Source organism: Bacteroides acidifaciens (assembly GCF_903181435.1).
Classification (GTDB): Bacteria; Bacteroidota; Bacteroidia; order Bacteroidales; family Bacteroidaceae; genus Bacteroides.
Window position 1 is genome coordinate 1,236,464 of record NZ_CAEUHO010000001.1, and the last position, 13,843, is coordinate 1,250,306.

Sequence of the window (13,843 nt, forward strand, 5' to 3'; positions counted from 1 at the left end):
AATAAATGCACTTTATTCAGGGGCTCCTTCACACGCACACACGCGTGCGCGTTCATAATTTCCTTTTCCGTCAACATTGACGAGCAGACCGCGTTTCAGCAGGCGCTGCAACCAACTGGTTGCCGTGTTGGGGTTGATTCCCATGGCGTCAGCCTGTTCAAGCAATTGTGCACGGGTGAATTTCATACCCAGACTCTCGAAGAAAGAATCGCGGTCGGCATTCGTCCTGTGACTTATCTCCGTAGATGGCAGGAAAGACAGGATATGTGTGGCATGGCAATAAAGAGGCTTCACAAGGTTGAGCACAGCGTGAAAGTCTTCGGAAGATATCCTCACATCCCAACGGGTGATGATGCCGTCGGCGATATTGTCGGCTGGTATTCCCTTGTCGGGAGTCAGGTTATGAGTAGGGGAGGTCTTGAACTCATACGGCTGGGGATTTTCGAGAATACGTAATACGGCTACTACGGACATCATGCGGCATATGTTGACAGCCAGTCGGGCAACAGAACTGTACATTTCCTTTTCGTTGGCTATGCCCGAACGTAAGAATATGCTGGAAAAGAGTGTGTTGAATTCCTGTTTCTGTTCGTCGGTGAGGCGAAGTGTGTGGATTCCGTGCTTTTTCAGCAGGTCGAGTTTCTTTTTCCATTCCAGCCCCATGGCGGTGAAAACGGCTTCCAAATCTTCCTCGCAGTTGTCGAACTGGTTTACCCATTTACATATACCGGGCATATAATAGAATATTTGTCGGGCGAAAAGTCCGTTTTCACTTGACGGTATGAGGGCTTTCACTTGTCCGGGAGTCCCGGAAATGAGGACCGCGAGATAGGTTTTCTTGGTTTCCTTGTATTCTTCGTTCGTGCGTCGGTTGTAGGATAGCCGGTCATGGTCGAACGCTTTGCGGAGTGTGTCGCTCCAGTTTCCGTAATCTGAACCTATGGCGGTGGAGATGGTATCCGCTTCGGTTTCGAGGATTAGCCCTGTGCCGTCGGAATCCATTATATTTTGCAGAATACCGGTTCCGGTGTTGTTGCCTGAAATCAAGAACATTTTGTTGACAGGCTTTTCCGGAGCTTCCGCTTTTGCGCGTTCTTTCCCCATCGCATCGTAGGCTGCCTTTTCTTTCTTGTAAACTTTCATCTTTTCGCTAAACTGCAGGCGGAGCTCATCGTGGATGGGCATTATCAGCAGACGAACGTAGGAAAGAACTCTCTTACCCGAAGTAGAGGGGGCTATGGTGAACTCTTGCATGCAAGGATATTGGTATTGCCCTCCGTAAGGACATCTCACATATCGTTCCATACTGGCTCCTAAGACGGTCATCGCTCCGAGGAGGAGGACGTCACGTTGCGCTTTGCTTGTTCCGTGACTAATGATGCGTATCAGAAGCTCCGGCCAGTCGGCTTCCAGAAAAGTAGGTAACGGGTGGAGCGGTTCGCTGCCTTTCAGCAGTTCTTCGGAATCGGCAGACTCGTCCTCGTGTACATTATTACGCGCGTGCGTGTGTGTGGAGCTTTTGCGCGGTGCATGTGCTGCATTTTTTGCATTTTTTCTGCTGTTGACGACGTTTTCATAGGTGAGGGCGACTCCTGCGGCTTCGGCGAGGTGGAACACTGTGCCCAGATGCACGTCGCCATGTTTCGTGGTGAGTGCGTTGGAGAATATCCGTTCAGCGTGTTCGCGCTGATACTTGGCGGACAGGCGGCAGATACGGTGGAAATAGTCGCGTCCGGCTTCGCCGCAATCTGTCGCGATGGCGAAGGCCAGTTTTATATACTCGATATAAGTAGGGGCAATATCTGTTCCTGCCGTTTCAACTGTCTCGGTGAGACGGCGTAGTGATTCAATGTCATTCATTTTTTTTGGGGGGGTGAAAATTATATAATTAAGAAATATAAATTCGTATATGGCCAATCGATGACTTATAAGTCATATCAGATGTTTCTGAATAAGGCTTCGGGGTCGTGGCTGAGGAAGCAGGCTCTTACGAGGTCTTTCCCCGAACCGTCTACGCCTTTTGCTGTTGTCCGGGCAGCGATGTCCGTTGCCGGGGTGTAGGCCATTTCGACATATTGCATGGCTCTGCGGATGCTTTCTGTGACATTCTGTATCTCGTCTGCCGGGAATGGCGTGCCGGTCGGGACGAATGCTTTCACGCCCCGGCCGCTGGGGCTGATATACGTAAGTACGGGGCGGAGGAAGGGATCGTCGAACAAGGTGCGGCGCATTCCGGCGGCTTCTTCGTAGGAGTCGAGGTGGTCTACGTCTATCACTATCAGCCGCGAGGGGGACAGGAAGTATTTGCTGTTGCGGCGGGTGAAGGTGCCGCAGGGAGTCACGTAAGGCAGGAGCGTGGTTTTTGCCGTCCGCATGTCCGGAGCGTTGCGTACTTGTTCGGTCAGGAGCCTGAGGTCTTCGTTGCAGGTAATCATCTGGAAAACTTGTTCCACGGAGATTTCGCAGGAGGGGAGAAGGGTGGCGGGGGTGACAATTCGTCCTTCTTCATTCCTGACGGGGGCGATGGGCGGCATAAAATAGGACATTCGGTAATTGTTTGGCATAATATTTTGCTGTAATGAGTTAAAATCTTTACTTTTGCGGAAAAACACAAATGTGCTTCAGAACACGGTGTAAAATTAGCAAAGACAAAATAAACATCATCCCGACATACGGGATGAAAGTTAAAATAATTAATTACTATAGTTTGTTTTTAACAATTAATAAGAATGAAAAAAGAAAAAGCCTGTTATGAGAGCTTGGGCGCTTGCATTTTAGAGTTGCAAAAGCGTTTGGGCCTGAAGAATGTTGCAGTGTATAAGGCGGTAAACATCGGCCATTCTACCTACAATAATGTAAAAAAGGGATGGATGGCAGATTGAGTCATTACGTAGAAGTTGTCGATTTCCTTTTTGACTCCTTTAGCGAGGAGGAAATCGAGGAGTATTTGGACAAATGGAAGTTGCTGTATTTGGAGCACAGGAAGAGAAGAGAGGAGGAGCGGGGAGAATAGTGAAAAAACAGATAAAGTAAATAAGGTGGCAGGCGGGAAACTTTTTCCCGCCTGCGGTCTTTATGAATGGATTTTTTTGTAGCTTTGTGAAAAATATGATTGATATGGAAGATTTGCAAAGATTATACCCTGTTGGGATACAGACATTCTCGAAGATACGGGAAGGTAATTATCTTTATATTGATAAGACGGAATATGTGTACCGACTGACACATTCGGCTTCCAGCTATTTGTTTTTGAGCCGTCCGCGACGTTTCGGGAAATCTTTGCTTACCAGTACCATTCATTGTTATTTCGAGGGGCGGAAAGAGTTGTTTGAAGGATTGGCAATGGAGGCATTGGAGAAGGAATGGATACAACATCCGGTGTTGCACTTCGACATGAGTACCGCTAAACATGTGGACAAGGAACAACTGAACGCGGAACTTGAATTGAAACTCATAGCATATGAGGAGATTTATGGACGTGTAGAAGAAGAACTGTATGTCAATCAGCGTTTGGAGGGGCTTATTAAACGTGCTTACAAACAGACCGGCAAGAAAGTGGTGGTCTTGATAGACGAATATGACGCTCCTCTGCTCGATGTGGTTCATGAAGAGAAGAACCTGCCGCAGTTACGTAATGTGATGCGTAATTTTTATAGTCCGTTGAAGGCGTGTGACCCTTATTTGCGCTTTGTCTTTCTTACGGGGATAACTAAGTTTTCGCAACTCAGCGTGTTCAGTGAACTTAATAATATCACCAATGTGAGTATGCTGCCTGATTATGCTGCCATTTGCGGTATCACTGCCGAAGAACTCCGTACTCAAATGGCTCCCGATGTAAAGCATCTGGCTACCCGGTTGGGAATCACTGCAGAGGAGATGTTGGACAGACTGAAGGAAAATTATGACGGTTATCATTTCGCATGGCCGTCACCCGATGTTTTCAATCCTTTCAGTCTGCTTAAGGCGATGGCTTTGGGAGAGATTGGCTCTTATTGGTTTGAGAGCGGCACACCCACTTACATCATAGAGATGCTGCGCAAATATGCTGTATTACCGTCAGAGATAGGCGGGGAGGAGGCATCACCCAGTGACTTTAACGTGCCTCTGGAGCTGGCTACCAATTATATGCCGTTGCTTTATCAGGCAGGCTATCTTACGATAAAGGGGGCGGATTTGGAATTTGACGCTTATATGCTTGATATTCCTAATAAGGAGGTACGGGTCGGTCTGATGAAAAGCCTGATACCGTCTTATGTGATGGGCGACACGCACGAGGTGAACAGCGTGGTGCGTAATTTGGCGCGTAACATTGTGAGGGGAGATATGGAAGGCGCCTTGAAGTTGCTTCAGACTTTCCTTTCTACTGTGCCTTATTGCGACAACACTGATTATGAGGGGCATTATCAACAGATGCTTTATGTGATATTCTCATTACTGGGTATTTATACGGATGTGGAGGTGCATACGCATAAAGGCCGGGTGGACATGGTGCTTCGTACCAGGACTGCTCTCTATCTGGTAGAACTGAAACTGAATCAAAGCGCCGAGGCTGCCATGAAGCAAATTGACTTGCAGCAATATTCCGACCGTTTCGCTCTCTGCGGGCTTCCGGTGGTGAAGGTTGCGATAAATTTCAGTGCGGAGACCCGGACGATTGCAGATTGGGAGATTTCAATTAAAGATTGACGTAACGAATACATTATTATATCAAATAGTAGCCATATCTTTTCCCGTGTGCGATAACGAAAACAGGAGAAACAACAATTTATTATGTAAAAAATATGGGGAATGCTTCGTAGTTCACAAATAATGATTAAATTTGCCGCGATTTGTAATGTTGAGTTTGCAAAATGACGAATAATACTATAAAGCATCTAGGTATTGTGGAAAACATACAGGGTTCTCATCTGTCGGTGAGAATCGTCCAGACATCGGCTTGCGCGGCTTGTAGCGCAAAGGGGCACTGTACCTCGGCGGATAGTAAGGACAAAATCATAGATATAATTGATACTGCGGCTTCCTGGCAAGTGGGGGACAAAGTGATGGTAGTCGGCGAAATGTCGATGGGCATGATGGCAGTGGTATTGGCATTCGTACTTCCTTTCGTACTTCTGATATTTTCCCTATTCCTTTTTATGGCGTTGATGGAGAATGAACTGTATGCGGCTCTTCTTTCTCTGGCCGTTCTCGTGCCTTATTATTTCATTTTGTGGCTCAATAAAACGCGACTGAAACAAAAATTTTCATTTACTATAAAACCAATAAATAACTAAAAACATTATGAATTTGATTCTGATTGCAGTGATTTCATTGGGAGCGATAGCGCTCGTGCTTGCCGCTATTCTTTATGTGGCTTCCAAGAAATTTGCCGTGTATGAAGACCCGCGGATTGCCCAGGTGGGGGAAGTTTTGCCCCAGGCCAATTGTGGTGGATGTGGCTACCCTGGTTGTAGCGGATTTGCCGACGCTTGTGTCAAAGCCGGCTCACTGGATGGCAAGTTCTGTCCCGTAGGCGGACAACCTGTCATGGCAAAGATTGCTGATATCCTCGGACTGGCAGCCGGCGAGGCTGAACCGATGGTAGCAGTAGTGAGATGTAACGGAACTTGCGCCAACCGCCCGCGTACCAACCAGTACGACGGTGCGAAGAGTTGTGCTATCGCCGCTTCACTGTATGGTGGAGAAACCGGTTGCAGCTACGGCTGTCTGGGGTGTGGCGACTGTGTGGCTGCCTGCCAGTTCGACGCTATCCACATGAATCCCGAAACGGGGCTTCCGGAAGTGGACGAAGCGAAGTGTACGGCTTGTGGAGCTTGTGCGAAGGCTTGTCCGAAAGCGATTATCGAGATTCGCCCGCAAGGCAAGAAGTCGCGCCGTGTGTACGTCTCTTGTGTGAATAAGGACAAGGGTGCTGTGGCACGCAAGGCTTGTACCGTCAGCTGTATCGGCTGTGGCAAGTGTGTGAAGACTTGTCCGTTCGAAGCTATCACGCTGGAGAACAACCTGGCTTACATCGACCCGAACAAGTGCAAATCTTGCCGCAAATGTGAGGAAGTTTGTCCGCAGGGAAGCATTGTCGCACTGAATTTCCCGCCGCGCAAACCGAAGACGGAAGAGGCTACGGTTGCTCCGAAAGCTCCTGCGACTCCAAAGGAAACAGTTGCTCCGAATCCGGCTGCTCCGAAAGAAACGGCTGAAGCTCCGAAAGTAACAGAATAATAACAGAATAAAATACAGAATTGTATGTTAAAGACATTTTCAATTGGTGGAGTTCATCCACACGAAAATAAATTGTCGGCACATCAACCTATTATCACGGCGGAAGTTCCTGCAAAGGCAGTTATTCTGCTGGGGCAGCACATTGGTGCGCCTGCAAAACCGATTGTTGCGAAAGGTGATGTGGTAAAGGTGGGCACTAAGATTGCCGAACCTGCCGGCTTTGTTTCGGCAGCAATTCACTCTTCAGTCAGTGGTAAAGTGGCGAAGATTGATACGATAGTCGATGCCAGCGGTTATGCGAAACCTGCCATCTTTATTGATGTGGAAGGTGACGAATGGGAAGAGACAATCGACCGCAGCAAGACGTTGGTGAAGGAATGTGAACTTCCGGCAGAAGAGATTGTGAAGAAGATTGCCGACGCGGGAATCGTAGGTCTGGGTGGTGCCTGTTTTCCTACACAGGTGAAATTGTGCCCGCCGCCGTCTTTCAAGGCCGAATGTGTGATTATCAATGCGGTAGAGTGCGAACCGTACCTGACTGCCGACCATCAGTTGATGCTGGAACACGCGGAAGAAATCATGGTGGGTGTCTCTATCCTGATGAAAGCCGTGAAGGTGAACAAAGCATTTATCGGAATCGAAAATAACAAGCCGGATGCCATCGAACTGATGACGAAAGTGGCTGCAAGCTATGCAGGTATCGAGGTGGTGCCCTTGAAGGTGAAATATCCGCAAGGGGGTGAAAAGCAACTGATTGACGCGATTACCAAACGCCAGGTGGCGAGCGGCGCACTGCCTATCTCTACGGGAGCGGTAGTGCAGAACGTGGGTACGGCGTTTGCTGTTTATGAAGCTGTACAGAAGAATAAACCGTTGTTTGAACGTGTGATTACCGTGACGGGAAAGTCGGTGGCGAAGCCGTCCAACTTCCTCGCCCGTATCGGTACGCCGATGAAGCAGTTGATTGACGCTTGCGGTGGTTTGCCCGAAGATACGGGAAAAGTAATCGGCGGCGGTCCGATGATGGGTAAGGCGCTGGTGAATATCGAAGTTCCTACTGCGAAGGGCAGTTCCGGTATCCTGATTATGAATCAGAAGGAAGCCAAGCGTGGTGAGGCGCAGACTTGTATCCGTTGTGCGAAGTGCGTGAGCGCTTGCCCGATGGGACTGGAACCCTACTTGCTCGGAGCTTTGTCCGAAAACGGAGATTTTGAAACAATGGAAAAAGAGAGAATCATGGATTGTATCGAGTGCGGCTCCTGTCAGTTCACTTGTCCTGCCAACCGTCCGCTGCTCGACTATTGTCGTCTGGGTAAAGGTAAGGTAGGAGCTATGATTCGCGCACGTCAAGCTAAAAAATAACGAATATGGAAAATAAATTAATCGTATCACTATCACCCCACGTTCATGGCGGAGACAGCGTGCAGAAGAATATGTACGGCGTGCTGATTGCACTGGTTCCGGCTTTTCTGGTGTCTCTCTATTTCTTCGGACTGGGTGCTCTGATTGTTACAGCTACTTCCGTTGCGGCTTGTTTGTTCTTCGAATGGGCGATCGGAAAATATTTACTGAAGAAACCGACCACGACCATCTGTGACGGCTCTGCCATCATTACAGGTGTGTTGCTGGCATTCAACTTACCTTCCAACCTGCCGGTTTGGATTATTATCCTGGGCGCGTTGTTCGCTATCGGTGTGGGCAAGATGTCTTTCGGCGGACTGGGTTGCAACCCTTTCAACCCGGCATTGGCGGGACGTGTGTTCCTGTTGCTCTCATTCCCGGTGCAGATGACCAGTTGGCCCGTAGTCGGACAGTTGACGGCGTATACGGATGCTACAACAGGCGCTACTCCGCTGGCGTTGATGAAGCAGGCGATTCATGGCGACAGCTCTGCGCTGAGCCAGATACCGGATGCTTTGAACCTGTTGTTCGGGCAGAACGGCGGATGCTTGGGCGAGGTGAGTGCATTGGCTCTGTTGATTGGGCTGGCTTATATGCTTTGGAAGAAGATTATCACTTGGCATATCCCTGTATCTATCCTGGCGACGGTATTTGTGTTTGCCGGCATCATGCATCTGGTGGATCCTGAGAAATACGTTTCTCCGCTGTTGCAGTTACTCTCCGGTGGTCTGATGCTGGGAGCTGTCTTTATGGCAACGGACTACGTGACTTCTCCGATGAGCAAGAAAGGAATGTTGATTTATGGTGTTTGTATCGGTCTGCTGACGGTGGTTATCCGTCTGTTCGGCGCATATCCCGAAGGTATGTCGTTCGCCATCCTGATTATGAATGCGTTCACTCCGCTGATTAACACCTATTGTAAACCTAAACGCTTTGGGGAGGTAGCGAAGAAGAAATGAAAAAGTTACAATCATCTTTAAAGAATATGTTGCTGGTGCTTACGGGTGTGACGGCTGTCTCCGTAGCGTTGCTGGCTTATGTGAATGAACTGACGAAAGGCCCTATCGCCGAAGCGAACGCAAAGACGCTGAACGAGGCTTTGAAGAAGGTTCTTCCCGAATTTACGAACAATCCGGTAGCGGAAAGCGATACTATTTTCGGTGAGAAAGACGGAAAGAAGTTCGTTGACTTTATCGTCTATCCGGCAAAGAACGGCGAAGAGCTGGTCGGTACGGCTGTTGAAGCCAAGTCGATGGGATTTGGTGGTGAACTGAAAGTGCTGGTAGGCTTTAATGCCGAAGGCAAAATCTATAATTACTCTCTGCTGGCTCATGCGGAAACTCCGGGGCTGGGCTCGAAAGCCGACAAATGGTTTGGCGCTTATGACCCTGCCAAAGGCGAGCAGGCGGTGTCGCACGAAGAAAGTGCGAAGTCTATCCTGGGCATGAATCCGGGTGAAACTCCGCTGACTGTCAGCAAGGACGGCGGACAGGTGGATGCCATCACTGCTTCTACCATCACTTCGCGTGCTTTCCTGAATGCTGTAAACGCGGCTTATCAGGCTTACAAGGCAGAAGGTGGGGAAGTGAACGGTGTTTCCGGTGCTTCTCAAAAGGCTGACGGTGAGAACACGGATGCTGCTACGGGCGCTACGATTAAAGTTGAACTTACTGATTCTATCAGTGCTAAATAAGAAAGGAGACAAGTATGAATAACTTTAAAGTAATGATGAACGGGATTATCAAAGAGAATCCTACGTTTGTGCTCCTGCTTGGTATGTGTCCTACGTTGGGTACGACCTCATCAGCCATCAACGGTATGGGCATGGGGCTGGCTACGATGTTCGTATTGATTTGCTCGAACGTGGTGATTTCCCTGATTAAGAATCTGATTCCGGATATGGTACGTATCCCTTCATTTATCGTGGTGATTGCGTCTTTCGTGACGTTGCTTCAGATGGTGATGCAGGCTTATGTGCCGGGACTGTATGCTACGCTCGGTCTTTTCATTCCGTTGATTGTGGTAAACTGTATTGTGTTGGGACGTGCCGAGGCTTTTGCCGCAAAGAATAACGCGGTTGCTTCCATGTTCGACGGCATCGGTATGGGACTTGGTTTTACCATTGCACTGACTTTGCTGGGCGCTGTCCGCGAGTTCCTGGGAACAGGCAAGATTTTCGACTTCGCCATCATACCCGAAGAATACGGTATGTTGGTGTTCGTGCTGGCTCCGGGTGCGTTCATCGCTTTGGGATACCTCATTGCATTGATTAATAAATTGAGAATTGAAAATTGAGAATTTCACTTTCACATTCTCTGATTTTTTAATTTTTAATTCTCAATTTTCAATTTAATAATTATGGAATATATATTGATATTTATTTCGGCAATCTTTGTAAACAACATCGTGTTGTCGCAGTTCCTGGGTATCTGTCCGTTCCTGGGCGTATCCAAGAAAGTGGAAACTGCGATGGGTATGAGCGCTGCGGTTGCTTTCGTGTTGACCATCGCTACCATCGTTACCTTCCTGATTCAGAAGTTTGTACTGGATGTTTTCGGACTGGGATATTTGCAGACGATTACGTTCATTCTGGTGATTGCCGGACTGGTGCAGATGGTGGAAATCATCCTGAAGAAGGTTTCTCCTGCCTTGTATCAGGCGTTGGGCGTGTTCCTGCCGCTGATTACGACAAACTGTTGTATCCTTGGTGTGGCTATCCTGGTGATTCAGAAAGACTATGACCTGCTGACGGGTGTTGTATATGCATTCTCTACGGCTATCGGCTTCGGGCTGGCATTGGTGCTCTTTGCCGGACTGCGCGAGCAGATGAGCCTGGTGAAAGTCCCGAAAGGAATGCAAGGCACTCCGATCGCCTTGATTACCGCCGGTTTGCTTGCTATGGCATTCATGGGATTCTCCGGTGTAGTGTAAAGACTTACAGTTGATAATTGATTGATAGGAATTGGAAACTCCGCAGTGTGGCGACATGCAGACTGCGGGTTTCCAATTCTTTTTTTTTAATACCCGATTTCCGTCAAATCGTTCTTTAATTACCTTTTATTGAAATAAATGGTCATAGATTATTGGATTTCCATTTTATTTCCATAAATTTGTAGCTCAAACGACAAAAAGCCGAAAAACTAACCATTTATAAAGAATATGAAAGAAAGAATTTTAGTAACGGGCGGGACAGGATATATCGGTTCTCACACCGTGGTGGAACTACAAAACAGTGGATATGAAGTAATCATCATCGATAATTTATCAAATTCAAGTGCCGACGTTGTTGACAATATAGAGAAAGTATCCGGTATTCGTCCGGTGTTCGAGAAATTGGATTGTCTGGATTTTGCAGGACTGGATGCCGTATTTACAAAATATAAAGGAATTAAGGCTATTATTCACTTTGCAGCGAGCAAAGCCGTAGGAGAGTCGGTAGAGAAACCGTTGCTTTATTATCGCAATAACCTGGTCTCTTTGATTAATCTTCTCGAATTAATGCCTAAACATGGAGTGGAAGGTATCGTATTCTCTTCTTCTTGTACAGTGTACGGTCAGCCGGACGAACTGCCGGTGACAGAGAAAGCTCCGATTAAGAAAGCGGAATCGCCTTACGGAAATACCAAACAGATTAATGAAGAGATTATTCGCGATACAGTAGCTTCCGGTGCTCCGATCAATGCTATCATGTTGCGTTATTTCAATCCGATTGGCGCGCATCCTACCGCATTGCTGGGTGAACTGCCGAATGGCGTTCCTCAAAACCTGATTCCTTATCTGACTCAGACTGCTATGGGTATCCGTGAGAAACTTAGCGTGTTTGGTGATGATTATGATACGCCCGACGGCTCTTGTATCCGTGACTTTATCAATGTAGTCGATTTGGCTAAAGCACACGTGATTGCTATCCGCCGTATCTTGGAAAAAGGACAGAAAGAAAAAGTGGAAGTATTCAATATCGGTACGGGACGCGGTGTTTCCGTATTGGAATTAATCAATGGCTTTGAAAAAGCTACCGGCGTGAAGTTGAATTATCAGATTGTCGGACGTCGTGCCGGTGATATTGAGAAAGTTTGGGCGAACCCCGATTTCGCAAATAATGAATTGGGTTGGAAAGCCGTAGAAACTTTGGAAGATACTTTACGCTCTGCCTGGAACTGGCAGCTGAAACTTCGTGAGAGAGGTATTCAGTAAAAAGGAAATATGTTTCTTTTACATAAAAGTTTAAACAAATCGTGCATGCGATTTGTTTAATTGATGCTAATCGACCTGAAGCTGGTTATGAGTATGTGAATATACATAAGCAGTACTTATACCTCCCGGTATAGACAGGAGATTGCATAGTAGTTTTGTCGTGTTTTATTTTGTGTTTGTGTTGTGACGGTACTACGACGTGAGTCGTGGTACCGTTTTTTTGTTTGCCCGCAAAGCGGATAAACTGTTTTGAAGGTTTGGTTTTAATCATTTCTGAATATTGGAAAAATGTTTTGTTTTTCAGAAAAGAACCGCTATCTTTGTTTCAAATTAGAAATAAGATATGAGAATAATATCATTTGCGGCTATAAGAAACTGCATCTTGAAACACGCTGACTCTGAGATGTCTTTGCGTGATTGGTATAAAAAGACAGAGAAGGCAGACTGGTCGTGTTTGGCTGATATAAAACAAACTTTCAATAGTGTAGACTATGTGGGTAATGACAGATATGTCTTTAATATTAAAGGTAATGATTATAGATTGGTCGCAATGATATTGTTTCCCGCCAGGAAAGTTTTTATTCGTTGGATTGGTACTCATAAAGAGTATGATAATAAAGATTGTTCTTCTGTATAAAAATATAAATTAGTGAGACACACTTAAAAACTGTAGGTTGATATGGTAAAGATAAAAACAGAAAAGCAGTACGAGGCAGCTTGTGCAAGGATTGAGGAATTGCTGAAGGTAGTAAATAATAATACTCCGACTGATGATAAGAACTTCCTTGAATTGGATTTGATTTCTGACTTGGTTGCTGATTATGAAGAAGAGCATTTTCCTATTAAAGCACCATCCTTGGTGGATGTCATAAAATTGCGGATGTACGAGATGGGAATAAACCAAACTAAGTTATCGGAACTGCTTGGCGTAAGTCCTTCTCGTATCAGTGACTATCTCACGGGAAGATGTGAACCAACATTGAAAGTCGCTCGTGAAATGAGCCGGAAATTAAATATTGATGCGGATATTGTGTTGGGAGTATGAATTTTGAAATCTATAAAAAGGCGTGATTGTTTTGGCTCTCACGCCTTTTTTATCCTAATATGCCCATCTCGTTTACAGTTTTCCTTTAAAGCAGAAGGTATCGGGCTTCCAAGCAATTTCCGGCAGCGCAGCATCCGGTGCGAACAGCCCGAACACGGAAGAACCGGAACCGCTCATGGAAGCATAGATTGCCCCCTGGTTATAGAGTTCTTGCTTGATTTCTCCGATAACGGGATGCTGCGGAAAGACACTTGCCTCGAAGTCGTTGATTAATGTATCCTTCCATTCTGCCACCGGACGACGGATTACCTCTTTGACCGGATATTCGGGATGATGGGGATGAATGTTCGCGAAGGCTTCGCGGGTGGAAACAAAGACGTCCGGCTTCACAATCATAATCTGATAACCTTTTAATGAAAGTTCGATTGGCGAGAAGATGTTGCCGATGCCTTCGGCGTAGACTGGTTTGTTCTTGATAAAGAAAGCACAGTCCGCTCCTAAGGTGGCGGCGTATATTTCCAGTTGTTCTTCAGATAAATTCAAATGAAACTGCTCGTTGAGTAACTTCAGCATAAAAGCGGCATCTGACGAACCGCCGCCAAGTCCGGCTCCCGAAGGGATATGTTTGTACAAATGAATCTCGACAGGGGGAAGGTGGAACTCCTTGTCCAGCAGTGAATAAGCCTTTGCTACCAGGTTGTCTTCCGGGTTGCCGGCTATCTCCATTCCATACTGGTGGAGAGTGATTTTCTTTTCTGTTTGGGAAGAAGTGCGGATTTCCAAAGCGTCTTCCAGGCTTACCGGATAGAAGACCGTTTCGAGATTGTGATAACCGTCCGGACGTTTCTCGGTGATGGAGAGTCCCAGGTTTATTTTAATATTTGGGAAAGTGATCATAAGGTTATTTACTGTTTTACTATTTACGATTTGTAGTGTTACACATCACAATTAATCGTGGCTAAATGTGATTCGGGAGCAAAGTTA

Annotated in this window: 15 protein-coding genes; 12 read left to right on the forward strand and 3 right to left on the reverse strand. The window is 46.7% G+C overall.

The window, feature by feature from the left end; all coding sequences use genetic code 11:
* Positions 1-12: 12 nt before the first annotated feature.
* Positions 13-1,860, reverse strand: coding sequence for a DUF3987 domain-containing protein (locus CLIN57ABFB40_RS05000; protein WP_175629150.1), 1,848 nt, complete (start codon positions 1,858-1,860; stop codon positions 13-15).
* Between the two features lie 77 nt (positions 1,861-1,937).
* On the reverse strand, positions 1,938-2,564 hold the full coding sequence (locus CLIN57ABFB40_RS05005; protein ID WP_175629151.1) for a BT4734/BF3469 family protein: 627 nt from the start codon (positions 2,562-2,564) through the stop codon (positions 1,938-1,940).
* Positions 2,565-2,729: 165 nt separating this feature from the next.
* Here CLIN57ABFB40_RS05005 and CLIN57ABFB40_RS05010 point away from each other — a divergent pair, with 165 nt between their 5' ends.
* The 12 genes from CLIN57ABFB40_RS05010 (at position 2,730) to CLIN57ABFB40_RS05065 (ending at position 12,859) form a co-directional block, all read left to right on the forward strand.
* Positions 2,730-2,882, forward strand: a complete 153-nt coding sequence (locus tag CLIN57ABFB40_RS05010) for a hypothetical protein (protein ID WP_175629152.1) — start codon at positions 2,730-2,732, stop codon at positions 2,880-2,882.
* A 235-nt stretch (positions 2,883-3,117) separates the two neighbouring features.
* Positions 3,118-4,686: an ATP-binding protein gene (locus CLIN57ABFB40_RS05015; RefSeq protein WP_175629153.1), complete on the forward strand. Its 1,569-nt coding sequence runs from the start codon at positions 3,118-3,120 to the stop codon at positions 4,684-4,686.
* A gap of 164 nt (positions 4,687-4,850) precedes the next feature.
* The gene (locus CLIN57ABFB40_RS05020; RefSeq protein WP_175629154.1) at positions 4,851-5,273 is read left to right on the forward strand and encodes a SoxR reducing system RseC family protein; all 423 of its coding nucleotides are present in this window, start codon (positions 4,851-4,853) and stop codon (positions 5,271-5,273) included.
* 7 nt (positions 5,274-5,280) lie between these two features.
* On the forward strand, positions 5,281-6,219 hold the full coding sequence (locus tag CLIN57ABFB40_RS05025) for a Fe-S cluster domain-containing protein (RefSeq protein ID WP_175629155.1): 939 nt from the start codon (positions 5,281-5,283) through the stop codon (positions 6,217-6,219).
* Positions 6,220-6,243: 24 nt separating this feature from the next.
* The gene (rsxC, locus tag CLIN57ABFB40_RS05030; protein WP_175629156.1) at positions 6,244-7,581 is read left to right on the forward strand and encodes an electron transport complex subunit RsxC; all 1,338 of its coding nucleotides are present in this window, start codon (positions 6,244-6,246) and stop codon (positions 7,579-7,581) included.
* Positions 7,582-7,586: 5 nt separating this feature from the next.
* Entirely contained in the window at positions 7,587-8,579 is a 993-nt protein-coding gene (locus CLIN57ABFB40_RS05035) for an RnfABCDGE type electron transport complex subunit D (protein ID WP_175629157.1), read from the forward strand.
* Entirely contained in the window at positions 8,576-9,313 is a 738-nt protein-coding gene (locus tag CLIN57ABFB40_RS05040) for an RnfABCDGE type electron transport complex subunit G (protein ID WP_175629158.1), read from the forward strand. Before CLIN57ABFB40_RS05035 ends, CLIN57ABFB40_RS05040 begins: the two co-directional genes overlap by 4 nt.
* A gap of 14 nt (positions 9,314-9,327) precedes the next feature.
* A complete protein-coding gene (locus CLIN57ABFB40_RS05045; protein ID WP_175629159.1) occupies positions 9,328-9,915 on the forward strand; it encodes an RnfABCDGE type electron transport complex subunit E in 588 nt (195 codons plus the stop codon).
* A 63-nt stretch (positions 9,916-9,978) separates the two neighbouring features.
* Positions 9,979-10,551 (forward strand): electron transport complex subunit RsxA, encoded by a 573-nt coding sequence (gene rsxA / locus CLIN57ABFB40_RS05050; protein ID WP_004303570.1) that lies wholly within the window; start codon positions 9,979-9,981, stop codon positions 10,549-10,551.
* 228 nt (positions 10,552-10,779) lie between these two features.
* On the forward strand, positions 10,780-11,814 hold the full coding sequence (gene galE / locus CLIN57ABFB40_RS05055) for a UDP-glucose 4-epimerase GalE (RefSeq protein WP_024987233.1): 1,035 nt from the start codon (positions 10,780-10,782) through the stop codon (positions 11,812-11,814).
* A 343-nt stretch (positions 11,815-12,157) separates the two neighbouring features.
* Positions 12,158-12,451 carry a type II toxin-antitoxin system HigB family toxin gene (locus CLIN57ABFB40_RS05060; protein ID WP_175629160.1) on the forward strand — a complete coding sequence of 98 codons (294 nt, stop codon included), beginning with the start codon at positions 12,158-12,160 and terminating at the stop codon, positions 12,449-12,451.
* A 42-nt stretch (positions 12,452-12,493) separates the two neighbouring features.
* Positions 12,494-12,859 (forward strand): type II toxin-antitoxin system HigA family antitoxin, encoded by a 366-nt coding sequence (locus tag CLIN57ABFB40_RS05065; protein WP_175629161.1) that lies wholly within the window; start codon positions 12,494-12,496, stop codon positions 12,857-12,859.
* A 72-nt stretch (positions 12,860-12,931) separates the two neighbouring features.
* On the opposite strand, the gene ispE is transcribed toward CLIN57ABFB40_RS05065, so the two are convergent.
* On the reverse strand, positions 12,932-13,756 hold the full coding sequence (ispE, locus tag CLIN57ABFB40_RS05070; protein WP_175629162.1) for a 4-(cytidine 5'-diphospho)-2-C-methyl-D-erythritol kinase: 825 nt from the start codon (positions 13,754-13,756) through the stop codon (positions 12,932-12,934).
* Positions 13,757-13,843: the final 87 nt, after the last annotated feature.